This window comes from Pseudarthrobacter sp. YAF2 (assembly GCF_052113345.1).
In the GTDB taxonomy this organism is placed as follows: Bacteria; Actinomycetota; Actinomycetes; order Actinomycetales; family Micrococcaceae; genus Arthrobacter.
In genome coordinates this window covers 274,253-297,527 of the sequence record NZ_JBFRDA010000002.1, presented here as the reverse complement: position 1 = coordinate 297,527, position 23,275 = coordinate 274,253, and the positions used below count along the sequence as shown (strand labels likewise).

At 62.9% G+C, this 23,275-nt stretch carries 33 protein-coding genes; 28 read left to right on the top strand and 5 right to left on the bottom strand.

Annotation, left to right across the window (positions count from 1 at the left end; all coding sequences use genetic code 11):
* The first annotated feature begins 24 nt into the window (after positions 1-24).
* The 19 genes from rplB to map all read left to right on the top strand — a co-directional run bounded on the left by rplB (position 25) and on the right by map (position 11,088).
* The gene (gene rplB, locus AB4Y79_RS03360) at positions 25-864 is read left to right on the top strand and encodes a 50S ribosomal protein L2 (protein ID WP_026264302.1); all 840 of its coding nucleotides are present in this window, start codon (positions 25-27) and stop codon (positions 862-864) included.
* A gap of 12 nt (positions 865-876) precedes the next feature.
* Entirely contained in the window at positions 877-1,158 is a 282-nt protein-coding gene (gene rpsS / locus AB4Y79_RS03355; RefSeq protein WP_003803803.1) for a 30S ribosomal protein S19, read from the top strand.
* A gap of 38 nt (positions 1,159-1,196) precedes the next feature.
* Complete coding sequence (gene rplV, locus AB4Y79_RS03350) at positions 1,197-1,562, top strand: 50S ribosomal protein L22 (RefSeq protein WP_009358304.1); 366 nt, start codon at positions 1,197-1,199, stop codon at positions 1,560-1,562.
* Entirely contained in the window at positions 1,563-2,393 is an 831-nt protein-coding gene (gene rpsC, locus AB4Y79_RS03345; RefSeq protein WP_308930281.1) for a 30S ribosomal protein S3, read from the top strand.
* On the top strand, positions 2,394-2,810 hold the full coding sequence (gene rplP, locus AB4Y79_RS03340; protein ID WP_015937848.1) for a 50S ribosomal protein L16: 417 nt from the start codon (positions 2,394-2,396) through the stop codon (positions 2,808-2,810). It abuts the gene before it with no gap.
* A 2-nt stretch (positions 2,811-2,812) separates the two neighbouring features.
* Complete coding sequence (rpmC, locus tag AB4Y79_RS03335) at positions 2,813-3,142, top strand: 50S ribosomal protein L29 (protein ID WP_018760452.1); 330 nt, start codon at positions 2,813-2,815, stop codon at positions 3,140-3,142.
* On the top strand, positions 3,139-3,444 hold the full coding sequence (gene rpsQ / locus AB4Y79_RS03330) for a 30S ribosomal protein S17 (RefSeq protein ID WP_018760451.1): 306 nt from the start codon (positions 3,139-3,141) through the stop codon (positions 3,442-3,444). The genes rpmC and rpsQ overlap by 4 nt, the downstream gene beginning before the upstream one ends.
* A 501-nt stretch (positions 3,445-3,945) precedes the next feature.
* On the top strand, positions 3,946-4,314 hold the full coding sequence (gene rplN / locus AB4Y79_RS03325) for a 50S ribosomal protein L14 (protein ID WP_003803789.1): 369 nt from the start codon (positions 3,946-3,948) through the stop codon (positions 4,312-4,314).
* 3 nt (positions 4,315-4,317) lie between these two features.
* Positions 4,318-4,680 carry a 50S ribosomal protein L24 gene (gene rplX, locus AB4Y79_RS03320; protein ID WP_441858736.1) on the top strand — a complete coding sequence of 121 codons (363 nt, stop codon included), beginning with the start codon at positions 4,318-4,320 and terminating at the stop codon, positions 4,678-4,680.
* Positions 4,680-5,261, top strand: coding sequence for a 50S ribosomal protein L5 (rplE, locus tag AB4Y79_RS03315; RefSeq protein WP_441858734.1), 582 nt, complete (start codon positions 4,680-4,682; stop codon positions 5,259-5,261). The genes rplX and rplE overlap by 1 nt, the downstream gene beginning before the upstream one ends.
* An 82-nt stretch (positions 5,262-5,343) precedes the next feature.
* On the top strand, positions 5,344-5,742 hold the full coding sequence (gene rpsH / locus AB4Y79_RS03310; RefSeq protein ID WP_018760448.1) for a 30S ribosomal protein S8: 399 nt from the start codon (positions 5,344-5,346) through the stop codon (positions 5,740-5,742).
* Positions 5,743-5,760: 18 nt separating this feature from the next.
* Complete coding sequence (gene rplF, locus AB4Y79_RS03305; protein ID WP_018769140.1) at positions 5,761-6,297, top strand: 50S ribosomal protein L6; 537 nt, start codon at positions 5,761-5,763, stop codon at positions 6,295-6,297.
* A gap of 2 nt (positions 6,298-6,299) precedes the next feature.
* The gene (gene rplR, locus AB4Y79_RS03300; RefSeq protein ID WP_018760446.1) at positions 6,300-6,683 is read left to right on the top strand and encodes a 50S ribosomal protein L18; all 384 of its coding nucleotides are present in this window, start codon (positions 6,300-6,302) and stop codon (positions 6,681-6,683) included.
* Positions 6,680-7,396 (top strand): 30S ribosomal protein S5, encoded by a 717-nt coding sequence (rpsE, locus tag AB4Y79_RS03295; RefSeq protein WP_441858731.1) that lies wholly within the window; start codon positions 6,680-6,682, stop codon positions 7,394-7,396. The genes rplR and rpsE overlap by 4 nt, the downstream gene beginning before the upstream one ends.
* A 2-nt stretch (positions 7,397-7,398) precedes the next feature.
* On the top strand, positions 7,399-7,605 hold the full coding sequence (gene rpmD / locus AB4Y79_RS03290) for a 50S ribosomal protein L30 (protein WP_018760444.1): 207 nt from the start codon (positions 7,399-7,401) through the stop codon (positions 7,603-7,605).
* On the top strand, positions 7,606-8,091 hold the full coding sequence (gene rplO, locus AB4Y79_RS03285) for a 50S ribosomal protein L15 (protein WP_013601817.1): 486 nt from the start codon (positions 7,606-7,608) through the stop codon (positions 8,089-8,091).
* Between the two features lie 211 nt (positions 8,092-8,302).
* Positions 8,303-9,613: a preprotein translocase subunit SecY gene (gene secY, locus AB4Y79_RS03280; RefSeq protein ID WP_441858727.1), complete on the top strand. Its 1,311-nt coding sequence runs from the start codon at positions 8,303-8,305 to the stop codon at positions 9,611-9,613.
* Between the two features lie 5 nt (positions 9,614-9,618).
* Positions 9,619-10,188, top strand: a complete 570-nt coding sequence (locus tag AB4Y79_RS03275; RefSeq protein WP_308932142.1) for an adenylate kinase — start codon at positions 9,619-9,621, stop codon at positions 10,186-10,188.
* Between the two features lie 72 nt (positions 10,189-10,260).
* Positions 10,261-11,088 carry a type I methionyl aminopeptidase gene (gene map, locus AB4Y79_RS03270; RefSeq protein ID WP_441858725.1) on the top strand — a complete coding sequence of 276 codons (828 nt, stop codon included), beginning with the start codon at positions 10,261-10,263 and terminating at the stop codon, positions 11,086-11,088.
* A 104-nt stretch (positions 11,089-11,192) separates the two neighbouring features.
* Here the strand turns inward: map and AB4Y79_RS03265 are convergent, their stop codons facing one another.
* Genes AB4Y79_RS03265 through AB4Y79_RS03255 form a run of 3 tightly spaced genes read right to left on the bottom strand, consistent with a single transcriptional unit; the run spans position 11,193 to position 14,478 of the window.
* On the bottom strand, positions 11,193-12,542 hold the full coding sequence (locus tag AB4Y79_RS03265; protein WP_441858723.1) for an ABC transporter substrate-binding protein: 1,350 nt from the start codon (positions 12,540-12,542) through the stop codon (positions 11,193-11,195).
* A 59-nt stretch (positions 12,543-12,601) separates the two neighbouring features.
* Positions 12,602-13,522, bottom strand: coding sequence for a carbohydrate ABC transporter permease (locus tag AB4Y79_RS03260; RefSeq protein WP_308930288.1), 921 nt, complete (start codon positions 13,520-13,522; stop codon positions 12,602-12,604).
* Positions 13,519-14,478, bottom strand: coding sequence for a carbohydrate ABC transporter permease (locus tag AB4Y79_RS03255; protein WP_441858721.1), 960 nt, complete (start codon positions 14,476-14,478; stop codon positions 13,519-13,521). Before AB4Y79_RS03255 ends, AB4Y79_RS03260 begins: the two co-directional genes overlap by 4 nt.
* A gap of 217 nt (positions 14,479-14,695) precedes the next feature.
* On the opposite strand from AB4Y79_RS03255, the gene AB4Y79_RS03250 reads away from it, so the two are divergent.
* From AB4Y79_RS03250 to AB4Y79_RS03215, 8 genes are all read left to right on the top strand, one after another.
* Entirely contained in the window at positions 14,696-15,748 is a 1,053-nt protein-coding gene (locus AB4Y79_RS03250) for a P1 family peptidase (RefSeq protein WP_441858719.1), read from the top strand.
* Positions 15,749-15,920: 172 nt separating this feature from the next.
* Positions 15,921-16,142 (top strand): translation initiation factor IF-1, encoded by a 222-nt coding sequence (infA, locus tag AB4Y79_RS03245; RefSeq protein WP_009358723.1) that lies wholly within the window; start codon positions 15,921-15,923, stop codon positions 16,140-16,142.
* A 70-nt stretch (positions 16,143-16,212) separates the two neighbouring features.
* Positions 16,213-16,326 carry a 50S ribosomal protein L36 gene (rpmJ, locus tag AB4Y79_RS03240; RefSeq protein ID WP_009358722.1) on the top strand — a complete coding sequence of 38 codons (114 nt, stop codon included), beginning with the start codon at positions 16,213-16,215 and terminating at the stop codon, positions 16,324-16,326.
* Positions 16,327-16,509: 183 nt separating this feature from the next.
* A complete protein-coding gene (gene rpsM / locus AB4Y79_RS03235; RefSeq protein WP_003803743.1) occupies positions 16,510-16,884 on the top strand; it encodes a 30S ribosomal protein S13 in 375 nt (124 codons plus the stop codon).
* 54 nt (positions 16,885-16,938) lie between these two features.
* Positions 16,939-17,340 (top strand): 30S ribosomal protein S11, encoded by a 402-nt coding sequence (rpsK, locus tag AB4Y79_RS03230; RefSeq protein WP_018760435.1) that lies wholly within the window; start codon positions 16,939-16,941, stop codon positions 17,338-17,340.
* A gap of 130 nt (positions 17,341-17,470) precedes the next feature.
* On the top strand, positions 17,471-18,481 hold the full coding sequence (locus AB4Y79_RS03225) for a DNA-directed RNA polymerase subunit alpha (RefSeq protein WP_013601812.1): 1,011 nt from the start codon (positions 17,471-17,473) through the stop codon (positions 18,479-18,481).
* Between the two features lie 69 nt (positions 18,482-18,550).
* The gene (gene rplQ, locus AB4Y79_RS03220; protein ID WP_441858714.1) at positions 18,551-19,135 is read left to right on the top strand and encodes a 50S ribosomal protein L17; all 585 of its coding nucleotides are present in this window, start codon (positions 18,551-18,553) and stop codon (positions 19,133-19,135) included.
* Positions 19,136-19,167: 32 nt separating this feature from the next.
* Positions 19,168-20,061: a tRNA pseudouridine synthase A gene (locus tag AB4Y79_RS03215; RefSeq protein WP_441858712.1), complete on the top strand. Its 894-nt coding sequence runs from the start codon at positions 19,168-19,170 to the stop codon at positions 20,059-20,061.
* Here the strand turns inward: AB4Y79_RS03215 and AB4Y79_RS03210 are convergent.
* Positions 20,058-21,725: a sensor histidine kinase gene (locus AB4Y79_RS03210; protein WP_441858710.1), complete on the bottom strand. Its 1,668-nt coding sequence runs from the start codon at positions 21,723-21,725 to the stop codon at positions 20,058-20,060. The two genes, AB4Y79_RS03215 and AB4Y79_RS03210, sit on opposite strands and share 4 nt — an antisense overlap.
* Before the next feature lie 255 nt (positions 21,726-21,980).
* Between AB4Y79_RS03210 and AB4Y79_RS03205 the strand changes: the two genes are divergently transcribed.
* Positions 21,981-22,766 (top strand): response regulator transcription factor, encoded by a 786-nt coding sequence (locus AB4Y79_RS03205; protein ID WP_441858708.1) that lies wholly within the window; start codon positions 21,981-21,983, stop codon positions 22,764-22,766.
* 8 nt (positions 22,767-22,774) lie between these two features.
* Here the strand turns inward: AB4Y79_RS03205 and AB4Y79_RS03200 are convergent, their stop codons facing one another.
* Positions 22,775-23,251 (bottom strand): Hpt domain-containing protein, encoded by a 477-nt coding sequence (locus AB4Y79_RS03200; protein WP_441858706.1) that lies wholly within the window; start codon positions 23,249-23,251, stop codon positions 22,775-22,777.
* Positions 23,252-23,275 lie beyond the last annotated feature (24 nt).

The window sequence follows — 23,275 nt, the reverse complement described above, 5'->3', positions numbered from 1 at the left end:
ACCACTTTAACGAGGAAATAAATTATGGGAATCCGTAAGTACAAGCCGACTACCCCGGGCCGACGTGGCTCGAGCGTAGCGGACTTTATCGAAATCACGCGGTCGACGCCGGAAAAGTCGTTGGTACGTCCGCTGCCCAAGAAGGGCGGCCGTAACAACACCGGTAAGATCACCACCCGTCACAAGGGTGGTGGACACAAGCGCCAGTACCGTCTGATCGACTTCCGTCGCCACGACAAGGACGGCGTCAACGCCCGCGTTGCCGAAATCGAGTACGATCCGAACCGCACGGCTCGCATCGCCCTCCTGCACTACGTTGATGGCACCAAGCGTTACATCATCGCCCCCAACAAGCTCTCCCAGGGTGACGTTGTTGAGGCAGGTGCCGGTGCTGACATCAAGCCCGGCAACAACCTGCCCCTGCTGAACATCCCGGTGGGTACCGTCATCCACGCAGTTGAACTGCGTCCGGGCGGCGGCGCCAAGATGGGCCGCTCCGCCGGTGCATCCATCCAGCTCGTTGCCAAGGAAGGCCGTTTCGCCCAGCTGCGTCTGCCTTCCGGCGAAATCCGCAACGTTGACGTGCGCTGCCGCGCAACCGTCGGCGAGGTCGGCAACGCCGAGCAGTCGAACATCAACTGGGGCAAGGCCGGCCGCATGCGGTGGAAGGGCGTTCGCCCGACCGTCCGTGGTGTCGCCATGAACCCGGTTGACCACCCGCACGGTGGTGGTGAGGGTAAGACGTCCGGTGGACGTAACCCCGTCAACCCGAACGGTAAGCGTGAAGGCCGCACCCGCCGCCCGAACAAAGAGAGCGACAAGCTTATTGTGCGTCGCCGTCGTACTGGCAAGAACAAGCGATAGGAGCCTGGACACATGCCACGCAGCCTGAAAAAAGGTCCTTTCGTTGACCAGCACCTCTTTGTGAAGGTCGCCAGGGAAAACGAAAAGGGCACCAAGAACGTCATCAAGACCTGGTCCCGCCGTTCGATGATCATCCCCGACATGCTCGGGCACACGATCGCCGTACACGACGGACGCAAGCACATCCCGGTGTTTGTCACTGAGTCGATGGTCGGGCACAAGCTCGGCGAATTCGCTCCCACGCGGACATTCCGCGGCCATGTCAAGGACGACCGTAAGGGCAAGCGCCGCTAGGCGCCTGCGTTTACGTCAAAGACGAGAGAAGGAAAGCAATGGAAGCCAAGGCAATTGCGCGCCACATCCGCGTAACGCCTATGAAGGCCCGGCGCGTCGTCAACCTTGTTCGTGGATTGCAAGCGAATGAGGCTCTGGCAATTCTGAAGTTTGCCCCGCAGGCAGCTTCGGAGCCGGTATTCAAGGTAGTTCAGTCGGCAATCTCCAACGCCCGGGTCCTCGCGGACCGCGACGGCGTGGCGTTTGACGAAGGTGACCTCATCATCAGCGAAGCGTTTGTTGATGAAGGCCCGACCATGAAGCGGTTCCAGCCGCGTGCCCAGGGTCGTGCATTTCAGATCAAGAAGCGCACCAGCCACATCACCGTGGTAGTCGCTACCCCGGAGAAAGAGGAGGCTCGCTAAGTGGGACAGAAAGTAAACCCGCACGGGTTCCGACTCGGCATCACCACCGATCACGTATCGCACTGGTTCGCTGACAGCACCAAGGCCGGCCAGCGGTACAAGGACTTCGTTCGCGAAGACATCCGCATCCGCCAGCTCATGTCCACGGGCATGGAGCGCGCCGGTATCGCCAAGGTTGAGATCGAGCGCACCCGTGACCGTGTCCGCGTGGACATCCACACGGCACGTCCCGGCATCGTCATCGGCCGCCGTGGAGCAGAAGCAGACCGCATCCGCGGCGAGCTCGAAAAGCTCACCGGCAAGCAGGTCCAGCTGAACATCCTCGAGGTCAAGAACCCCGAGATGGAAGCCCAGCTTGTGGCCCAGGGCGTTGCAGAGCAGCTGACTTCCCGCGTGGCATTCCGCCGTGCGATGAAGAAGGCCATGCAGTCCGCACAGCGTGCAGGTGCCAAGGGCATCCGTATCGCCTGCTCGGGCCGCCTCGGTGGCGCTGAAATGTCCCGCTCGGAGTTCTACCGTGAAGGCCGTGTGCCCCTGCACACCCTCCGTGCGAACATCGACTACGGCTTCTACGAAGCCAAGACCACCTTCGGCCGCATCGGTGTGAAGGTCTGGATCTACAAGGGCGACGTCACTGCCAAGGAACTGGCCGCCCAGGCTGCCTCGGCACCGTCCCGCGGCAACCGTGGCGAGCGTCCCGGCCGTCCGGGTGGCGCCGACCGCGGTGACCGCCGTCGTCGCAACGACCGCCCGGCCGCTGACGCAGCTCCTGCTGCCGAAGCTCCGGCAGCTGAAGCTGCACCTGCAGCAGCAGAAGGAGGACAGGCTTAAATGCTTATCCCACGTCGAGTCAAGCACCGTAAGCAGCACCACCCGGGTCGTTCCGGCGCTGCCACGGGCGGCACCGAGGTCTCGTTCGGTGAGTGGGGTATCCAGGCTCTGAGCCCGGCATACGTCACCAACCGTCAGATCGAATCTGCCCGTATCGCGATGACCCGCCACATCAAGCGTGGCGGTAAGGTCTGGATCAACATCTACCCGGACCGTCCCCTGACCAAGAAGCCGGCCGAAACCCGCATGGGTTCCGGTAAGGGTTCACCGGAATGGTGGGTCGCCAACGTCAAGCCGGGCCGGGTTCTGTTCGAACTCTCCGGTGTCAATGAAGAGGTAGCTCGCGAGGCCCTGCGCCTGGCAATCCACAAGCTGCCGTTGAAGGCACGCATTGTGCGTCGCGAAGGTGGTGAGTAGAAATGGCAGTAGGATCCAAGGATCTGGCTCCCGCACAGCTGGACGGTTTCGACAACGAGCGTCTCGTTGAAGAACTCCGCAAGGCCAAGGAAGAGCTGTTCAACCTGCGTTTCCAGTCCGCCACCGGACAGCTGGAGAACCACGGTCGCCTGCGTGCAGTAAAGAAGGACATTGCCCGCATCTACACCGTTCTCCGCGAACGCGAGCTGGGCATTCGTGCCGAGGTTGCCGCACCGGTTGTGGAAGCCAAGGAAGAAAAGAAGTCCAAGAAGGCTGCAACCAAGAAGGCCGAAAAGGCTGAAACGGTTGAGACCGAGGAGGATGCCAAGTGAGTGAAAAGGACGAGAACGTGACGGAAACTGCTACCGCCGCCAAGGCTGGGGAGCGCGGTTACCGCAAGACGCGTCGCGGCTACGTGGTCTCCGACAAGATGGAAAAGACCATCGTTGTCGAGGTTGAGGACCGCGTAAAGCACGCCCTGTACGGCAAGGTTATCCGCCGTACCTCCAAGGTCAAGGCACACGACGAAGAGAACACCGCCGGCATCGGCGACCTCGTTGTCATCGCCGAGACCCGTCCGCTGTCCGCCACCAAGAACTGGCGGCTCGTGGAAATCCTCGAGAAGGCCAAGTAGCACCTGCTGCTTCGCTGTTGCCCCTGCTCCCTTACGGGAGCGGGGGCTTCCTCGTTTAAGCCGTGCGGCGGCCCCGTGCCCCGGCGTGCGTCACGCGCGGCAGCCTTTGCTGGAGACGACGACGGCGGGCCAGCGCCGATGCGGGGGAGCGGCACCCTGGATACGGGGAAAGGCTGCCGGGCGTGACGCCGTCGTCCATCTTGCAGTGCGGGCGCGGAGGGTGATATGGGGACTGGCGGAATACGTGCTAGGATATTGAGTTTGTATGGCGCCTTTTGCGCGCTGTCATCAACCTCGTAAACAAGCGTGCCACAGCATAGTGCCCCTGTGCGCCCGGGATCCGTCCCGGACCGGATGGGAGCAACTGCTTCTGGCACGGGCGTTTAGGCCTGGTCTGGCAACATCCAGGCAGGTCAAGAGACACCCCGATCAACCGTTCCGCAAGGCTCATTCCGTAGCAACACCACGGCCTGAGAACCGGCGCGACGCAAGGAGTAAATAGTGATTCAGCAGGAGTCGCGACTCAAGGTCGCCGACAACACGGGTGCTAAGGAAATCCTTACCATTCGCGTTCTCGGTGGATCCGGCCGTCGCTACGCAGGCATTGGTGACGTCATCGTCGCCACCGTCAAGGATGCAATCCCGGGCGGCAACGTAAAGAAGGGCGATGTGGTCAAGGCCGTCATCGTCCGTACCAAGAAGGAACGCCGCCGTGCGGATGGTTCCTACATCAAGTTTGACGAGAACGCAGCTGTGATCCTGAAGAACGACGGTGACCCCCGCGGTACCCGTATCTTCGGACCGGTTGGTCGTGAACTGCGTGACAAGAAGTTCATGAAGATCGTTTCTCTGGCTCCGGAGGTGCTCTAGTCCATGGCTGCAAAGATCAAGAAGGGTGACCTGGTTCAGGTCATCACTGGCGCCAAGGCTGAGCGCGGCGGCGACCGTGGCAAGCAGGGCAAGGTTCTGCGCGTATTCACCGACACCAACCGCGTGCTGGTCGAGGGTATCAACCGCGTCACCAAGCACACCCGTGTTGGACAGTCGCAGCGCGGCACCAAGACCGGCGGCATCGAGGTCGTAGAGGCCCCGATCCACGTTTCCAACGTGGCCCTGGTTGACCCGTCGACCAAGAAGCCGACCCGCGTGGGCTTCCGCCTCGACACTGTGGAGAAGAACGGCGTCAACAAGACCGTCCGCATCCGCGTGTCCAAGAGCACCGGGAAGGACATCTAATGACCGAGACTATCGAGACCCCGGCAACGAAGATCGTTCCTCGTCTGAAGACCAAGTACGCCGAATCCATCAAGACTGCGCTCCAGGATGAATTCAAGTACTCGAACGTGAACCAGGTACCCCGTCTGGTGAAGGTTGTTGTGAACATGGGTGTTGGAGATGCCGCCAAGGACTCCAAGCTGATCGACGGCGCTGTCCGCGACCTCACCCAGATCACCGGCCAGAAGCCGCAGGTTACCAAGGCCCGCAAGTCGATCGCACAGTTCAAGCTGCGCGAAGGCATGCCCATCGGTGCACACGCAACCCTGCGTGGCGACCGTATGTGGGAATTCGTGGACCGTCTGGTTAGCCTCGCACTGCCCCGTATCCGCGACTTCCGCGGCCTCAGCGGCAAGCAGTTCGATGGCAACGGCAACTACACCTTCGGTCTGACCGAGCAGGTTATGTTCCACGAAATCGACCAGGACAAGATCGACCGCGTCCGCGGTATGGACATCACGGTTGTCACCACTGCGAAGACCGATGACGAAGGCCGTGCGCTGCTCAAGGCGCTTGGTTTCCCGTTCAAAACCGAAGCTTAATTAACTACGTAAAAGGTCCGGCTGCTCCGCTCCCCACGGGACGGAATGGCGGAAACCGTTATGAGGAAGGGCATGAGCCCACATGACAATGACAGATCCTGTCGCAGATATGCTTACGCGCCTGCGTAACGCAAACTCGGCTTACCACGACTCCGTGACTATGCCGTACAGCAAGCTCAAGGCACGCGTTGCCGACATCCTCAAGGCCGAAGGTTTCATCGCCGGCTGGAAGGAAGAGGACGCTGAGGTTGGCAAGAAGCTGACCCTCGAACTCAAGTTCGGTCCGAACCGCGAGCGTTCCATCGCCGGTGTACGCCGGATCTCCAAGCCGGGTCTCCGCGTTTACGCGAAGTCCACCAACCTGCCGCACGTGCTCGGTGGCCTGGGTATCGCAATCCTGTCCACCTCTTCCGGCCTCCTGACTGACAAGCAGGCCGGCAAGAAGGGCGTGGGCGGCGAAGTCCTCGCGTACGTCTGGTAACGGGAAAGGAAGAGAATAATGTCACGTATTGGACGTCTCCCCATCACCGTTCCTGCCGGCGTTGAGGTCAAGGTTGACGGCTCTGTCGTCAGCGTCAAGGGTTCCAAGGGGGAGCTGACCCACACTGTGGCCAGCCCCATCGAGGTTGCCCTGGACGAGAACACCCTGACCGTTTCCCGCCCGAACGATGAGCGCGCCTCCCGTTCGCTCCACGGCCTGACCCGCACCCTGATTGCCAACATGATCCAGGGTGTCACCGCAGGCTACGAGAAGAAGCTTGAAATCGTTGGTACCGGTTACCGCGTTCAGGCCAAGGGATCAGACCTTGAGTTCGCTCTCGGCTACAGCCACCCGGTCAGCGTTTCCGCTCCGGCTGGCATCACCTTTGCAGTAGAGGGTCCGACCAAGCTCTCTGTCTCAGGCATCAACAAGCAGCAGGTCGGCGAAGTTGCTGCCAACATTCGCAAGCTGCGCAAGCCTGACCCGTACAAGGGCAAGGGCATTCGTTACGCCGGCGAAGTCATCCGCCGCAAGGTCGGAAAGGCTGGTAAGTAACCATGGCCATCGCCATTAACAAGAAGCGTACGAACAAGAGCAAGGCTGCTGCACGCAGCCGTCGCCAGCTTCGTATCCGCAAGCGCATTGCCGGCACGGCTGCCCGCCCCCGTTTGGTGGTCAACCGCTCCGCACGCCACGTATTTGTCCAGGTTGTCGATGACAGCATTGGCCAGACCGTAGCAAGCGCGTCCACTCTGGAAGCTGACCTTCGTGCATTCGACGGTGACAAGACTGCCAAGGCCAAGCGCGTCGGCGAGCTCGTTGCCGAACGTGCAAAGGCTGCCGGCGTCGAGGCTGTCGTTTTCGACCGTGGTGGTAACAAGTACCACGGCCGGATCGCTGCCGTCGCCGACGGCGCACGCGAAGGTGGGCTGTCACTGTGACCGAAGCAAACAAGGAAAAGGACACTGTGTCTGCAGATCAGAAGGCGCCCGAAGCCGCAGCTGCTGAGACCACTGCCCCCGCTGCCGAGGACCGCCGTGGTGGCGCCCGTCGGGGCGAGCGTGGAGACCGTGGCCAGGGCCGCGGCGACCGCGGTGGCCGTGGCGGCCGCGACGGTGGCCGTGAAGCCGAGAAGAACCAGTTCGTAGAGCGCGTTGTCACCATCAACCGCGTTTCCAAGGTCGTCAAGGGTGGTCGTCGCTTCAGCTTCACCGCTCTGGTGGTCGTTGGTGACGGTAACGGCATGGTCGGCGTCGGCTACGGCAAGGCCAAGGAAGTTCCCGCTGCTATCGCCAAGGGCGTTGAAGAGGCCAAGAAGTCCTTCTTCCGCGTTCCCCGCGTCGGCAGCACCATCCCGCACCGCGTTCAGGGTGAAGCCGCTGCCGGTGTCGTAATGCTGCGTCCGGCTTCCGCCGGTACCGGTGTTATCGCCGGTGGTCCGGTCCGTGCAGTATTGGAGTGCGTGGGTATCCACGACATCCTCTCCAAGTCGCTCGGTTCCTCCAACGCCATCAACATCGTTCACGCGACCGTTGATGCCCTGAAGCGCCTCGAAGAGCCGGCATCCGTGGCAGCACGCCGCGGCCTGCCGCTGGACGAGGTTGCCCCGCCGGCACTGGTGAAGGCCCTTCTCGCACCGAAGGCAGGTGCCTAGTCATGGCTAAGAACCTGGTCCCCTCCGACGCTCAGTTGGAGATCACTCAGATCAAGTCCGCCATTGGCGGCAAGCAGAACCAGCGCGATACCCTGCGGTCCCTCGGCCTGAAGCGGATCGGACACACCGTTGTCCGCACCGCCGACGCCGTGACCGTCGGGATGATCAACACGGTTCCGCACCTGGTAAAGGTAGAGGAGGCGAAGTAAATGGCAGAGAACACTGCTGATAAGGCACAGGCTGCTGAGAAGCAGAACGCCCTGAAGGTTCACCACCTGCGTCCCGCTCCGGGTGCCAAGACCGCCAAGACCCGTGTTGGTCGTGGTGAGGCATCCAAGGGTAAGACCGCCGGCCGCGGTACCAAGGGTACGGCTGCCCGCTACCAGGTGAAGGCTGGCTTTGCCGGCGGCCAGTTGCCGCTGCACATGCGCCTGCCGAAGCTGCGCGGCTTCAAGAACCCGTTCCGGGTTGAGTTCCAGGTTGTAAACCTGGACAAGCTCAACGAGCTGTTCCCGGAAGGTGGCGCAGTCACCGTGGAGAACCTGGTCGAAAAGGGTGCCGTTCGCAAGAACCAGCCCGTCAAGGTGCTGGGCACCGGCGACATCACCGTCAAGGTTGACGTCACCGCCCACGCATTCTCGGCCAGCGCCGCTGAAAAGATTGCCGCAGCAGGCGGAAGCACCACCGCCCTCTAAAGGGACGGCGCCAGCTGTTGAACTCCCGGTATCCGCGGGCCTCGGCCCCGGATACCGGGAGTTTTTCATATCCGCCGGACGACTTTTTCCTGCCTTCCGGCGCACGCTGGCCGGTATGGATTGTTCGCATGGCGTATCCAACCGTTAGACTCGGATGTCGGGATTTATCAAGTTCCGCAACCCCACTCTTATTGACACCACAGGAGGACGCTTGCTTAGCGCATTTGGCCGGGCCTTTCGCACGCCTGATCTGCGGCGCAAGTTGTTGTTCACGCTGGGAATCATCACCATCTTCCGCTTGGGTGCTTTCATTCCCTCGCCAGGTGTGAACTACCAGAATGTCCAGCAATGCTTGCATAACGGTCAGACTGCCGGCGGGCTGTACCAGCTCGTCAACCTCTTCAGCGGCGGCGCGTTGCTCCAGGTGTCCATCTTCGCCTTGGGCATCATGCCGTACATTACGGCCAGCATCATCGTTCAGCTGCTCCGGGTGGTCATTCCTCGGTTCCAGGAGCTTTACGACGAGGGCGCGTCAGGCCAGTCCAAGCTGACCCAGTACACCCGCTACCTCACTATTGCCCTGGGCTTGCTGAACGCCACCACCCTGGTGTCCCTGGCCCGTTCCGGCCAGCTGCTGCCAGGCTGCCAGCTCCCCATAATCCCGGATGCAAGCATCATCACCACCATCCTGATCATCATCACGCTCACGGCCGGCACCGGCCTGATCATGTGGATGGGCGAGCTCGTCACCGAAAAGGGTGTGGGCAACGGCATGTCGCTGCTGATCTTCACCTCCATCGCAGCGCAGTTCCCCACCTCGCTCGGAGCGATCTGGACCTCCCAGGGGCCGGGGACCTTCTTCCTCGTCCTGGTGGTGGGCCTGCTGACGGTCGCCCTGGTGGTCTTCGTGGAACAGTCCCAGCGGCGCGTCCCGGTGCAGTACGCCAAGCGTATGATCGGCCGGCGCACGGTGGGCGGCACCAGCACCTACATCCCCATCAAGGTGAACATGGCCGGAGTCATTCCGGTGATCTTCGCTTCCTCGATGCTCTACATTCCCGGGCTGATTGCGCAGTTCAACCAGCCCAAGAACGGCGAGCAGCTCCAGCCGTGGGTTGAATGGATCAACAACAACCTGACCCGCGGTGACCACCCGATCTACATGGTGGTTTATTTCCTGCTGATCGTGTTCTTCACCTACTTCTACGTCGCGATTACCTTCAACCCTGAAGAAGTCTCAGACAACATGAAGAAGTACGGCGGCTTCATTCCAGGTATCCGCGCCGGCCGGCCGACCGCGGACTACCTGCAGTACGTGCTCTCGCGGATCACGCTCCCCGGCGCCCTCTACCTTGGCTTCGTGGCACTGATTCCGCTGGTGGCACTGGTACTGATCAACGCAAACCAGAACTTCCCGTTCGGTGGCACCTCGATCCTGATCATGGTGGGCGTTGGCCTGGAGACCGTCAAGCAGATTGATGCGCAGCTACAACAACGTCACTACGAAGGGCTTTTGCGATGACGAGAATGCTGATTATTGGACCTCCCGGTTCCGGAAAAGGAACGCAGGCGGAGCGGATCTCAGAACGCCTCGGCGTTGTGGCCATCTCCACCGGCGACATCTTCCGGGCCAACGTGAAGGGCGAAACCCCGCTCGGCATCGAGGCCAAGAAGTACATGGACAACGGTGACTTCGTCCCGGACAGCGTGACCAACAAGATGGTCCGCGACCGCCTGGGCGAGTCCGACGTCGAAAACGGCTTCCTGCTGGACGGCTACCCGCGCACCACCGCGCAGGTGGACTACCTTGACGAGATCCTCGCCGATGGCGACGAGAAGCTCGACGTGGTGCTGCAGTTGACGGCCGACGACGAGGAACTGGTCCACCGCCTCCTGGGCCGGGCCAAGGAAACGGGCCGGAGCGACGACAATGAAGCCGTCATCCGCCACCGCCTTGACCTTTACCACGAGCAGACGGAAGCCGTAGTGGCGAAGTACGCCGAGCGCGGCATCCTGACCCAGGTGGACGGGATCGGTCCCATCGACGAAGTAACCGACCGCGTGATGCAGGCCATCAAGGCCGCACAGGCAGCCTGACTTAAGGCGCCGCGGTTATCGAGGCTCCTCCCGGAATCCGGGAGGAGCCTCAGCCATTTGAAAGGACACACCATGGCCTTCGGCCAACCCCGCATCGAATACAAGAACAACGCCCAGATGCGCACCATGCACGAGGCCGGACTGGTGCTCAGCCGCGCGCTGGACGCCGCCGTCGCCGCCGCGGTGCCGGGGGTCACCACCAAGCACTTGGACGACGTCTTCGCGGCAATCCTCAACGAAGCAGGCGCGAAGTCCAACTTCCTGGGCTACCACGGCTTCCCGGCCACCATCTGCACCTCTGTCAACGAGGAGGTGGTCCACGGCATCCCGGGCAGCCGTGTCCTGCAGGACGGCGACATCATTTCCATCGACGGCGGGGCGATAGTCAACGGCTGGCACTCCGATTCCGCCCGGACCGTGATCGTGGGAACCGTGGACCCGGAGGACCAGCGGCTCTCCGACGTCACCCAGGCAGCCATGTGGCGGGGCATTGCGGCACTGGCCACGGGCAGCCATGTGGGCGATGTCGGCGCCGCCATCGACGATTACGTCTCCTCCGTACCCGGCAAGCCCTTGGGCATCCTGGAGGACTATGTGGGCCATGGCATCGGCTCCGAGATGCATATGGCACCTGACGTGCTGAACTACCGCACCAACCACCGCGGCCCCAAGATCAAGCCGGGCCTGTGCCTTGCCATCGAACCCATGCTGGTCCGCGGCAGCATCGACACCGCGGTACTGGAAGACGACTGGACCGTGGTCACCACCGACGGCAAGCGGTCCTGCCAGTGGGAGCATTCGGTTGCGGTGCATGAGAAGGGCATCTGGGTGCTCTCAGCGCCCGACGGCGGCGCGGAGCAGCTGGTGCCCCTCGGCGTCACCCCGGTGCCCATCCCTTAGTCCGACCCGCTAAGAGTCTTACGACGCGTGTTTTCCTCCGCGACGCGGAAAAGCCCTGGCGAACCCATATACGGTTCGCCAGGGCTTTTGCGCGTCGAAAACGGTTAGGACTTCAGCTTGGGCTTGACGTCCCGGTCGTAGATGCCCTGCAGGGTGCTCTTCAGGTCCGTCATGGAGGCCTTGACGTCGCCCTGCTGGGTGAGGATCTTCGCGGCAGCCTTGGCCATCTCCTGGTCTGCGCCCGGCAGGAACACCCTGGCGTTGTCCTGCACCTTGGTCACGGCCAGCTGGTCCATCGCCGTCTTGATTTGCGGGGTCTTGGCGAGGACAGCCGCCATGTCTGCCGACTTGCGGGTGGGCATGTAACCGGTGGCGGCCGAGAACTCCGCAGTGCTTTCCGGCTGCGTGACGAATTTCAGGAACGTACCCGCAGCAAGCTGTTCTTCTTTGGTGATTCCGCTCGGGATGCCCAGGCCTGCGCCGCCGGTGGGGCATACGTTGGACTGCGCTTTCGGACCTCCCGGCAGGAAGCCAACGCCGACATTGAACTTGGCGGACTTCAGGATCCCCAGCAGGGAGCCCGTGGAGGAGATGGTGGTGGAGGTCAGCCCGGCGGAGAAATCGTCAGCGGCTTCCTTGGACGAAACGCCTGCCCACTTGTCCTTGTAGATCGAATCCTGGGCCCACTGCAGCGCCGCAACGGATTCGGCGGAGTCGCACGTGATGTCCCATTCCTTGGACCAGCCTCCGCCCCAGCCCCACAGCATGTTCTGCAGCGTCCACCCCGCGTATCCGGCCAGGGCCGGGTAGATGTAGGCGTACTGGGCGCCGGAGCTCGCCTTGAGCTTTGGTGCCCATTCACCGAACTCGTCCCAGGTCTTGGGTGCGCGGTCGGGCAGGCCGGCCGCGGCGAAGTGATCCTTGTTGTAGTAGAACAGCGGCGTTGAGCGGCCGTAGGGGAGCGCCCACTGTTTGCCGTCGTATTTGTAGTCATCCACCAGGGACTGCTGGAAATCGTCCATCTTCATGTCCAGCTGCTTGGTGAGGCTGTCCACGGGGATGATGCTGCCGTTGGTGTAGTAGCGGAACCACCAGACATCGGACAGGACCACGACGCCCGGGAGCCCCGACTTGGCCGCCTGGGCAGTCTGGAACTTCTGGGCGATTTCCTCGTAGTTGGCGCCGGCCGTTACCAGGTTGACCGTGATGTCCGGGTTCTGGGCGTGGAATTTGTCGATCAGGCTCTTTTCCACGTCCTGGGACTGGCCAGGGTGGCTGGACCAGAAGTCGATCTTGGCCGCGGGCTTCACTCCGCTGAAGTCGATGTCGGCCGCTTGGGACGTGGCCTGGCCGCCACCGGTGGTTGAGGGTCCGCCGCACGCTGCCAGGGCGGCTGCGGAGGCGGTGGCCCCTGCCAGGCCCAGGAAATGCCTCCGGTCCAGATGCAATGCCATGAGATGTCCTTTCGGTTGTTGCCTTGTGGAAGGTGGGAAGTACGACGGCGACCGGCAGCTTAGCCGGTCACGCTGCCTTGGGTGAGGCCCGCCACGATGTAGCGCTGCAGGGCCGCGAAGATGATCAGGATGGGCACGATGACCAGGACCGCGCCGGCCATGAGCACGCCCCAGCCGGCCGCGTTGCTCTCATTGTTTTGCAGCAGGGTAAGGCCCACGGGGAGCGTCATGGTCTCTGGCCGGTCCGTGATAATCAGCGGCCAGATGTAGTCGTTCCATTCGGTCACGATGGTCACCAGCGCCACCGTGGCGATCGACGGGACCGAGACCGGAACCACGATCTGCCACAGACGGCGCCAATGCCCGGCGCCGTCCATCTCCGCTGATTCCAGGATGGAGGCGGGCAGGGTCCGGAAGTGCTGGCGCAGCAGGAATGTGCCGAATGCGGTGCCGAGGCCCGGCAGGATGATGCCCCACAGGGTGTTCTTTCCGCCGATCCCGGCGATCAGGATGAAGTTGGGCAGGATGGACACCTGCGGCGGCACCATGAGCGCCACCAGGATCAACAGGAAGATGAAGTTCCGGAACGGGAAGCGGACAAAGACCAGGGCGTACGCCGTCAGGATCGCCAGCAGTACCTTGATGGTGGCCCCGGCCAGGGTGACGATGGTGCTGTTCAGGAAGAACTGTCCGAACGGGACCGTGGTCATGGCGGTCCGGTAGTTCTCCAGGTTCAGGCTCTCCGGGAGGATCTTCAGGTCCGTGGTGACAATCTCGCCGGACGACTTGAAGGAGCTGAGGACCATCCAGAGCAGGGGCAGGAACACCACCAGCGTGGCCACGAGCAGCGGCAGGTATCCGCCAACAACGGTCTGAACGAGGTTTCGGCGTGAGAAGGGACGGTCAGGGCTAAGTTCGGGATCCGGCGACGCAACCGCCGGGGCGGCCGGATCCGGGTTGACCGGTGATAGTGATGTCACGAGTAGTGCACCTTTCGTTCCACGAAGCGGAGCTGCAGCACGGTGATCACCAGGAGGATCGCAAACAGCACTACAGAAATGGCTGCCGAGTATCCGGCCCGGTTGTAGGCGCCGAACGCCTGGAGGTAGGCCTCGTAGATAAGGGTGCTGGTGCCGGCGCCCAGCGGCGTCATGATCCGGATGAGGTCGAAGGCCTGCAGCGAACTCAACATGGTGGTGATGAGGAGGAAGAATGTGGTGGGGGACAGCAGTGGCAGCGAGATGCTGAGGAATCGCCGGAATCCGTTCGCGCCGTCGAGGGAAGCCGCCTCCATGACGTCCTTCGGAAGGGACTGGAGCCCGGCGAGGTACACCACTGCGCAATAGCCCAGGTTCTTCCAGACGTACACCAGGATCACCATGACCAGCGACAGCTGGGGATCGTTGATCCATTGCGGGCTCTGTTGGCCGATGCCCCGCAGCAGCCAGGCAAGGACGCCATAGCCGGGGTCGAAAATGAACAGCCAGACGAGGCCGACGCCCACACCGGAGAGCACGTAAGGGGCAAACACGGCGGACCGGGCAAACGTTGTGCCACGGACCGTCCCGTTCAAAGCCACCGCCACCAACAGGCCCAGCAGCATGGATCCGCCCACGGTCACCACGGTGAACACTGCGGTTGTCCCCAGGACTTTGGGGGCATCATTGCTGCTGAAGAAGGTGACGTAGTTGGCGAGGCCCACCACGGTGGCGGTGGGGGAGCCCAGCGTCCAGTCCAGCGTGGAGTAGTACATGTTGCTGATAAGCGGACGGTAGGTGAATACGGCGATCAGCACCAGGTTGGGCAGCGCCATTGCAAGGAAAACAAAGAAATCCCGGCGGTTCCTTGCGGTCCACCGCCGGTGCGGAATTTTCGCTGTCGGTCCTGGCGGCCGCTTGGGCTTGGTGGACGGACGCGGGGCGAGTTGACGGGTCATGCGTGTCTCTCCCGGGTTGGGAGCCTGCTTGTGGCGGGCACTGGCTGAATCTAGGGACTAACTACACCAGACCGTCAGTGGGCTGAAGCCCGCATCTGCCCTTCTCGAAGGACTGTTATCCAAGGCTTCGTCGCCCGTTAACGCTGTGTTGGATGCAGTCTCGCACAAAGTTTGGGCTTGCGGCAGGGGGTTGCCCGCGAAGTGGAGAATAGGGGACATGGGAACCATTGCAGACGTCCCGGGCATCCGGGTAGGCCACCACCAGCGGACCGGTGACGGCTGGCTGACCGGCGTCACCGTCGTCCTGCCCCCGCCGGGCACCGTGGGGTCGGTGGACGTACAGGGCGGCGGGCCGGCCACCCACGAAACGGACGCGCTCGACCCCACCACCCTGGTCAGCACCGTTGATGCGGTGGTGTTGACAGGCGGCAGTGCGTACGGGCTGGCTTCGGCCGCCGGTGCCCAGGCCTGGTGCGAGGAGAATGGCCGCGGTTTTGCCGTGCCCGGGGGAGTGGTGCCCATTGTTCCCGCGGCCGCCATCTTCGACCTTGGCAGGGGTGGCGACTTCTCCGCACGTCCGACGCCGGACATGGGCTACGCGGCCGCAGCGGCCGCAGCGGCACAACAGGAAGGGCACGACGTCGAACGAGGCAACGTCGGCGCCGGCACTGGAGCAGCAATCGGCAGGGGACAGTTCAAAGGCGGAATCGGCACCGCCTCGATCACGCTGGACAACATCTCAAAAAACGGACCGGTGGTGGTCGCGGCGCTGGCGGTAGTCAATGCGCTGGGACTGCCTTGGGGATGGGGCACATCGGGCGAGTGGACGGAACCCGGCAGCGTGCGTCTAAGCGACGAAGGAGCGAGCACGCAGAGGGATTCGGACGCTCGCCCGGAGGGCGAGCCGGAAGCAGGAGGCGATCGGGCGCGCGCTTCGGAAGCACCACCCCTAAACACCACCCTCGTCGTCGTCGCCACCAACGCCGTACTGGATGTTGCCGAGTGCAAGCGGACTGCCTCGGCCTCGCACGCCGGGATCGCCCGGGCGTTGAACCCGAGCCATACCCTGGCCGACGGGGACACCGTTTTCTGCCTGGCAACCGGTGCCGTGGCACTTGACCGTTCGGACGACGCTGCCCGGCAGGTCAGTCTCATAACGCTCCAAAGCGCGGCAGCCGACGTCGTCCGTTTGGCCATCCTGGACGGCGTGGCCGCGGCTGGTGCGGTGAGCACTCCGGCCGGCGAATATGGTGCGTACCCCACTGCGTAGGCTACTATGGCCGATTTAACTTTTACCGGCCAACAGGGTAGTGTTGTTTGTTGGTTGTCTGGACTGCCACGCCCTTTTGGGGCCTGGATCCGACAATCGATCCAACAAAAACGTTCGTGGTCATGCCCGGTGCAATCCGGCGGGACTGCGGCAACAACAGTTAGCGGAGGGTATGGCCAAGAAGGACGGGGTCATTGAGATCGAAGGCGTTGTGACTGAGGCGCTGCCTAACGCGATGTTTCGCGTTGAGCTCACCAACAAGCACATCGTACTGGCACACATCTCTGGAAAGATGCGTCAGCACTACATCAGGATTCTCCCAGAGGACCGCGTAGTGGTGGAGCTGAGCCCGTACGACCTCACCCGTGGTCGTATCGTCTACCGCTACAAGTAAATTGCTGGGCGGCCTCAGTGCGAGCTGAACGCCGCTCCAGTTGACCAACTGTTACACGCAAAGGAACGCCATGAAGGTCAAGCCGAGCGTCAAGCAGATCTGCGAAAAGTGCAAAGTGATCCGCCGTAATGGCCGGGTCATGGTGATCTGCGAGAACCCGCGCCACAAGCAGCGCCAGGGCTAAATTCCCTTCACGGGGAATTCCTGGGTTGCTAACCCACGCAAGTAAATAAAGGCAGCACAAGCTGATCTGGAACATTGAGCTCGAAAGAGTCCGGACAGCTAACCCCCGGTCGGAGGCTGGGGCCGTACGGAACGTGCGGGTGTACTGCCTACGACCTCCGGTTTATCAAGGAGTACTGCCACTATGGCTCGTCTCGCTGGCGTAGACATTCCCCGCGAAAAGCGGCTGGAAATTGCGCTTACTTACATCTACGGCGTGGGCAAGACCCGTGCACACGAAACCCTGGCTGCCACTGGCATCAGCGCTGACGTTCGCGTCAAGGACCTGACTGACGCCCAGCTGGTTGAGCTGCGTGACTACATTGAAGGCAACTACAAGGTTGAGGGTGACCTTCGCCGCGAAGTAGCAGCAGATATCCGCCGCAAGGTTGAAATCGGCAGCTACGAAGGCCTGCGCCACCGCAAGGGCCTGCCCGTACGCGGTCAGCGTACGAAGACCAACGCACGTACCCGCAAGGGCCCGAAGCGTACCGTCGCCGGCAAGAAGAAGGCCCGTTAAAATCCCCGCTCGGGATTTACGGACTTTCCCCAATAACTTTCTGTAGGAGAAAAAATGCCCCCGAAGACTCGTGGCGCGGTTCGCAAGCCGCGTAAGAAGGACAAGAAGAATATCGCGCTTGGCCAGGCGCACATCAAGAGCACCTTTAACAACACCATCGTTTCCATCACGGATCCCTCCGGTGCTGTTATCTCCTGGGCTTCCTCTGGTGAGGTTGGCTTCAAGGGCTCGCGCAAGTCCACCCCGTTCGCTGCCCAGATGGCTGCCGAGGCCGCTGCCAAGCGTGCGCAGGAGCACGGCATGCGCAAGGTAGACGTTTTCGTCAAGGGACCGGGTTCCGGACGCGAAACCGCAATCCGTTCGCTGCAGGCCGCAGGCCTCGAGGTTGGCTCCATCCAGGACGTCACCCCCGCAGCGCACAACGGCTGCCGCCCGCCGAAGCGCCGCCGCGTCTAATTCTTTTCCGCAGCAGGAGCTTGCCCGGACCAGTGATGGCCCGGGCAAGCCCAGCGCGTTAAGTCTTCAGACCGAATTTCCACCACCTGTGTTGCGTCATATAGCGGATGCTCGCCGAAAGGAAACCTAAGTGCTCATTGCACAGCGCCCCACCCTCTCCGAAGAGGTAGTCTCCGAAAACCGTTCGCGTTTCATCATCGAACCGCTGGAACCGGGCTTCGGCTACACCCTCGGAAACTCCCTCCGCCGTACCCTGCTCTCCTCCATCCCCGGTGCTGCCGTAACCAGCATCCGGATCGATGGTGTGCTGCACGAGTTCACCACGGTTCCGGGTGTCAAGGAAGATGTCACCGAGATCATCCTTAACATCAAGAGCCTGTCGGTTTCCTCCGAGCACGACGAGCCCGTCGTGGCTTACCTGCGCAAGCAGGGCCCCGGAGTCGTCACCGCCGCGGACATCGCTCCGCCGGCCGGCGTCGAATTCCACAACCCGGATCTGCACATCGCCACGCTGAACTCGAAGGGCAAGTTCGAACTCGAACTGACCATCGAGCGCGGCCGCGGCTACGTTTCGGCAGCTCAGAACAAGTCCGGCGATGCAGAGATCGGCCGTATCCCGGTCGACTCCATCTACTCGCCGGTCCTGAAGGTTACTTTCCGCGTGGAAGCAACCCGTGTTGAGCAGCGCACCGACTTCGACAAGCTGATTGTCGACGTCGAGACCAAGCAGGCCATCGCCCCGCGCGATGCCGTTGCTTCCGCAGGCACCACCCTGGTGGAACTGTTCGGTCTGGCCCGTGAGCTGAACACCGCAGCTGAAGGTATCGAGATCGGCCCGTCGCCCACCGACGCTGCCCTGGCAGCCGACATGGCACTGCCGATCGAGGATCTGGACCTCACCGTCCGTTCCTACAACTGCCTCAAGCGTGAGGGCATCCACACCGTGGGTGAACTCGTTGCCCGCTCCGAGGCTGACCTGATGGACATCCGCAACTTCGGTGCGAAGTCCATTGACGAGGTCAAGGCAAAGCTGGTTGAACTGGGCCTGTCCCTCAAGGACTCGCCTCCCGGTTTTGACCTCGCAGCACGCGCCGCAGCAATCGAAGAGGACGACGCCGCCTTCGGCGACGACGAACTCTAAACCAGACCTTGGCCGGCGGGCAGCACCACGGTGTGCCGCCCAACGGCTTCCACATGAGGAGAAACAATTATGCCTACCCCCACTAAGGGTCCGCGCCTCGGAGGCGGCCCGGCTCACGAGCGCCTCATGCTCGCGAACCTGGCAGCATCCCTGTTCGAGCACAAGCGGATCACCACCACGGTGACCAAGGCCAAGCGCCTGAAGCCGTACGCAGAGCGCCTGGTGACCTTCGCCAAGCGTGGCGACCTCGCTTCCCGCCGCCGCGTGCTCGGCCTGATCAGCAACAAGGGCGTCGTCCACGAGCTGTTCACCGACATCGCCCAGGCAGTGGAGAACCGCGATGGCGGCTACACCCGCATCACCAAGATCGGCAACCGCAAGGGCGACAACGCTCCCATGGCTGTCATCGAGTTGGTCCTGGAGCCGGTTTCCGCCAAGCAGGCTGTCGTAGCCGAGGCTACCTCGGCCGCCAAGCGCGACGCCGACAAGAAGGAAGCTGCCGCTGCTGCTCCGGCTGCCGAAGAGGCTCCGGCCGCTGAGGAAGCTGCTGTGACCGAAGAAGCACCTGCTGCCGAAGAAGCCGCAACCGAAGAGGCTCCGGCCGCTGAGGAAGCTGCCGACGCTCCGGCTGCCGAGGAGAAGGACGCGAAGTAATTCGCTGACCTGCTTCGCATAGACTTAGGTCTGTGAACCACCAAAAACCCGCGGCCCCCGTCTTAGGGGGCGGCGGGTTTTTGCGTCTCCGGCTTGATCTTTCGTACGACGGCGGCCCCTTCAGCGGGTGGGCCCTGCAGCCCGGCCGGCGGACCGTCCAAGGCGTCCTCGAGGAAGCGATCGCGCTCGTGGTGCGCCGCGCGGTCCGTGTCACCGTTGCCGGACGCACCGACGCCGGCGTGCACGCCCGCGGCCAGGTGGTCCACCTGGACCTCACCGAATCTGAATGGCTGGCACTGCCGCGCGGTCACGAACTCGATCCCGCCGTCGCCATGCTGCGCCGGCTCCGTGGCGCGCTGAACCGTGCCCTTGGCGACCTTCACGGCGCCGTCGAAGTCCATGACATCGCCCTGGCCCCGGTGGGCTTCGACGCCCGCTTCTCGGCCCTCTGGCGCCGCTATAGCTACCGGATCGCGGACGGACCGGCCCTCTGGGACCCGCTCGCACGGTACTTCACGCTGTGGCACAAGAATCCGCTGGACGTGGACCTGCTCAACCAGGGTGCATCGCAGTTGCTGGGCCTGCAAAACTTCCTGTCGTTCTGTAAGCCGCGCGAAGGTGCCACCACCATCAGGGAGCTTCAGCGCTTCGAGTTCACCCGTGGAGACGACGGCGTCATCGTGGCCACCGTGCAGGCCGATGCGTTCTGCCACAACATGGTCCGGGCCCTGGTGGGCTCGGCGCTGTATGTGGGTGAAGGCGTTGTGGAACCGGGATGGCTGCACGAGCGGCTGCTCCTGCAGAAACGGGACGCCAAGTCCGTCCTGGCCGCTCCGCACCCCCTGGTGCTGGAGGAAGTGGCCTACCCGTCGGACGACGACCTGCTGGCCCGGGCCGAACAGACGCGGGCCCTGCGTGAGTACTAGAACGAGGGCGGCGGGCCCTCCGCCGGCAGCGTCACCGTGAAAATGCTGCCTTGGCCTTCACCGCTCTCGCACGCGATGGAACCGCCATGCCGCTCGACGATCATCCGGGTGATGGACAAGCCCAGCCCCGCCCCCGGGATCGCTGCCCTTTGTGCGGAGTCGGCGCGAAAGAACCTGTTGAACACCCTGGCAGCGTCTTCCGCTGACATCCCCATTCCGGTGTCTTTGACGCTGAGCCTGACCCATTGCTTGTCTGTTTCCGCGCTGATGCTGACCTTGCCGCCGTCGGGCGAGTACTTGATCGCGTTGGACACCAGGTTGTCCAGCACCTGCCCGATCCGGAGGGGATCGGCGTAGGCCCAGAGCGGCGACGGGACGTCGGTGGCGATCTCCACGCGGGACCGCTGCGCCGATGCCTGGGCGGAGCTGAGGCTGGTCTCCACCAGGCTGGCGAGGTCGGTCCGTTTCGGGTGGACGTTCAACGCAGTGGACGCCGAGGCCGACAGGTCCGCCACGAGGTCGAGCATCCGCTCGGCATTGCGCTGCACCACCAACAGCCGCTTGGCCACGTGCGGGGGGAGGTCGGCGACGTCGTCAAGAACCAGGTCCACGTTGCCGAGGATTGAGTTGAGCGGGTTCTTGAATTCATGCGACACGTTGGAGACCAGGTCCTGGTTCGCGGCCAGGGACTCCACCCACCCGGTCACATCGCTGTACACCACCACGGCCCCGGTGAGGCGGCCATCCTCGCTGAGAAGCGGACGTGCGGCAGTGGACACGGCCCGCTGCTCCAGGCCCTCTCCCGCCCAGACCAGATAGTCGGCGAATGACTCCCCGGCCATCGCCCGGCTGATGGGCCGCCGGTCCGGGGGCAGCAGGGTGCGCCGGTCCTGGCCATAAATAAGCTGGTGCCCTTGGCCGGGGACTTCTTCGTCGGCGCCCGTGACCCGGCGGAAGTTGCGTTGGCGGCTGTTGGAAACCAGGAAGTGGCCTGAGCGGTCGACGGCGGCAATCCCGACGTCGGTGGCGTCCAGGACGGTTTCGAGCAGTTTCTCCCGTTCCCGGCTTTCGCTTAGCAGCTCACGGAGTTCCCGGTCCTTCTCGGCGAGTTCACGCTGCTGCAGCCGCAGGTTCACGCTTGCGAAGCGGATGGCCAGGGAAACGGCGAGCATCATGAGGGGGAAGAGGACCACGGTGGTGAGGTCCGAGGCCATGATGGCGGGCAAGTGGGCGGCCGTCGGAGGAACCATGATCAAGAAAGGGCCCATAAAACTCAGGACCAAACTGCTCCGGGACAGCATGCCGGACGCGGAAAGCCAGATGACCGGGAAGACAACAAGTACTGCCAGGCCCGGCAACAGCGGCGCTGCGCCGTTGCGCAGTAAGCCAATGGCTGCGAAGTCCAGCACGGGGATCAACAGGTAGGCCCGGTGCGCCAGCCGCTCCCAAGGGATCAGGAAACAGGCAAGGAACAGGATTCCGTGCAAAGCAATCCCTGCCTGGTACATGGGGCTGTGCGTGAGCGAGGGCCAGGCGTACGGGGTGGCCAACGCAATGATGGCCACAATGAGCGTGATGGGAAGCTGGCATAACGCCACTTGCACGCGGGTTCCCAACCGGCGGAAGATGCGTCCCGGTCCCCGGTGGAACAACGGCTCAGCCATGTTTGTGACTTGTACCCCTTTACATTGGGAAAGCACGGTGGCCCGGGGGCCCATTCAATTGGTCCTGCTACTTCGGCACGTACCCATTCCCGCCCATAATGCACACGTCCTGTCATAATAATTGACTTTTCAATTTTTAGGACGGTTTGTTGATGTCATCAGCCGGGCTTACTAGTAGCGTATAAATGGTTGGAGCGGGTATGGCATTGGCGCTGGGCCAATGGGGGGCCATTTCCGCCTGGCGCAGGGATAGCAATGGACGATCTTGGTGTAGCTGTGGTCATCGAAGATGACGCCGATGTACGGAACCTCCTTGAAGGTGTTTTGACCCAGGCGGGTTTCGAAGTGCATACAGCTGATGATGGGCGGTCCGGGGTTGAGGTGGTCCGCAGCAAGCAGGCCAACGTTGTGACGCTCGATATCGGGCTCCCGGACATTGACGGGTTCGAGGTCCTGCGGCGGATCCGGACTTTCAGCAATGCCTATGTGGTGATGCTGACAGGCCGTACCGAGGAGCCGGACCTATTGTCGGCGTTGAACGCGGGGGCGGATGACTACATCGCCAAGCCGTTCAGGCCAAGGGAGCTCCGCGCCCGGGTGGCGGCCATGATGCGGAGGCCCCGCCCGGAGGCGGATGGGTTCGGGCCATCGCCCACGGCTTGGGGACACGTCCCGGCTCCTCCCGCCGGCCAGCCCGAGCCGGGAGTCCTGCAGCACAACGGGCTCCGGTTGAACCACCGGACGCGCACGGTGGAAATCAAAGGTGAGCCGTTGGGCCTCACGCGCAGCGAATTCGACCTGCTCCATGTGCTGCTGAAAGGCGGAGGCGCCGTATGCACCAGGGCTGACCTGGTGCGGGCTGTCCGGGGTGAGTTCTACGACCACGACACGTACATCAGCGAAGCTGACGAGCGCGCCGTCGAAGTCCATGTAGGAAACCTGCGGCGCAAGCTCAAGGAGGACCAGATCTCGCCGCGCTGGCTGCAGACAGTCCGCGGGGTGGGTTACCGGCTGGCGCCGCGGCGCTCCGAAGACGCGTGACCGATCGGCTAGTTCTGTTCCAGGATGAAGGTTGACTGCAGCTCGGACACAGTCTGCGCTCCATCCTGGGCGACGCCGGCCATCATCGCCTGCCCCTGAACGAAATCGCCGTCCCGGATCAGGGCTTCGAGGACTTCGGCAAGCTTGGCCAGCCGGATACCGCCCACCATGGCGGAACTGATTTTGAGGCTGATCACCGCGTCCAAGGCTGAGGCCTCGTCCTCGCTGTCCACCGCTGTTCCCAGCCGGGCCAGGCGCGTGTCCCACATGGCGGCGTAGTCCCGGGCGAATTGCCGGGCCAGTCCGGACCCTGCGAGTTCGTCGTCGAGTTCATCCAGCACGGTTGCATCAATCAAGGGCAAGAGAGCGGCCGCCTTCAGTGAATGGGCCGCACCGGCGGCCGGAATGGATGGCGGCTCGACCCCGGCCAGCGGGAAGTCCGCAGCGGGGCTGTTTCCGCCGGAACCGGGATCGGGGTTGTGCATTGTTCAAGGCTACTTCCTGGAAAT